Origin of the sequence: Streptococcus sp. UBA3373, from assembly GCF_002360305.1 — a bacterium.
Lineage (GTDB): Bacteria > Bacillota > Bacilli > Lactobacillales > Streptococcaceae > Streptococcus > Streptococcus alactolyticus.
On record NZ_DEQF01000007.1, the window covers coordinates 1508 to 2874 of the forward strand.

The following is a 1367-nucleotide window of genomic DNA, read 5'->3' on the forward strand; positions in this document are numbered from 1 at the left end:
AAGCTAGTTTTTGCCCAGCCTCTGCTTTTTAGTCTTCTTTTGTTTGTTTAGGTGCTGTACCTTCTAATTCTTTCCCTAAATCAATCAAGTATTGTTTCATATTGTCTTTGACTTGAGGGTGTTGAAGGGCATATTCGATAGATGTTTTCATAAAACCAAATTTGTCACCGACATCGTAGCGGCTGCCATTGAATTGACGAGCGAAAACACGTTGTGTTTTGTTAAGCGTATCGATAGTATCTGTCAATTGAATTTCGTTACCAGCTCCAGGTTCTTGTGTTTCAAGGATATTGAAGATTTCTGGAGTAAGGAGGTAGCGACCGATAATCGCTAAATCACTTGGTGCGTCTTCAGGGGCTGGTTTTTCAACAAAAGTTTCCACACTGTAAAGTCCGTTGACACCTTCACCGTGAGGTGCAATAACACCGTAAGATGACACTTCATCATGAGGAACAGGCATCACAGCGATTGTTGAAGCGTGTGTTTGTTCGTAATCGTTGATGAGTTGTTTAGTCAATGGCACAGCTTTATCATCTGTGATATCCATCAAATCATCCCCGAGCATCACCACGAAAGGTTCGTTTCCAACGAATGCTTTGGCTTGAAGCACAGCATCTCCAAGTCCACGTGGGTGGCTTTGGCGGATGAAGTGCAAGTTGATTGCTGTGGTGTCGTTTACTAGTTTAAGAAGGTCTGTTTTTCCTTTTTGTTCTAGGTTGTACTCTAATTCAAAGTTTGAATCAAAGTGGTCTTCGATAGAACGTTTTTGTTTTCCAGTTACCACCAAAATATCTTCGATACCTGATTTCAAAGCTTCTTCAACGATAAATTGGATGGTTGGTTTGTCGACGATTGGTAACATTTCTTTGGCTAATGCTTTAGTAGCTGGCAAAAAACGTGTTCCAAGACCGGCAGCCGGAATGACAGCCTTTTTAACTTTTTTCATGTGAGAGTCTCCTTTTGTTTCAATTCAATGACTTATTAAAAATGTGAGTTTAGTGCCATTCGTCCTCTGAACGGAAGTCGCCAGACATCAAGGCAACGATACATTCTTTGACATCATAACCTTCGTAGATGACCTTGTAAATGGCACTGGTGATTGGCATATAGACATCTAGTTCTTTTGCCAATTCGTAAGCAACCTTGGTAGTCGATATCCCTTCGATAACCATTCCCATGTTTTTCTCGATATCAGCTAGTTTTTCGCCTTTTCCTAGGGCATTACCAGCGCGCCAGTTACGAGAATGAACAGAAGTTCCTGTTACGATGAGATCCCCCACACCAGAAAGTCCGATGTAGGTTAACGGGTTGGCACCCATTTTCACCCCTAAACGTGTGATTTCTGCTAGACCACGTGTGATAACAGC

At 41.8% G+C, this 1367-nt stretch carries 2 protein-coding genes; both read right to left on the reverse strand.

Annotation, left to right across the window (positions count from 1 at the left end):
* Positions 1–28: 28 nt before the first annotated feature.
* The gene (gene galU, locus B3R79_RS01380; protein ID WP_293693331.1) at positions 29–946 is read right to left on the reverse strand and encodes a UTP--glucose-1-phosphate uridylyltransferase GalU; all 918 of its coding nucleotides are present in this window, start codon (positions 944–946) and stop codon (positions 29–31) included.
* 49 nt (positions 947–995) lie between these two features.
* On the reverse strand, positions 996–1367 hold a 372-nt coding region (locus tag B3R79_RS01385), incomplete at its 5' end, for an NAD(P)H-dependent glycerol-3-phosphate dehydrogenase (protein WP_349677277.1).

Bases quoted from the DNA above. Each gene is read 5' to 3' on its own strand.
- galU (WP_293693331.1), bottom strand. From the start codon at position 946: ATGAAAAAAGTTAAAAAGGCTGTCATTCCGGCTGCCGGTCTTGGAACA.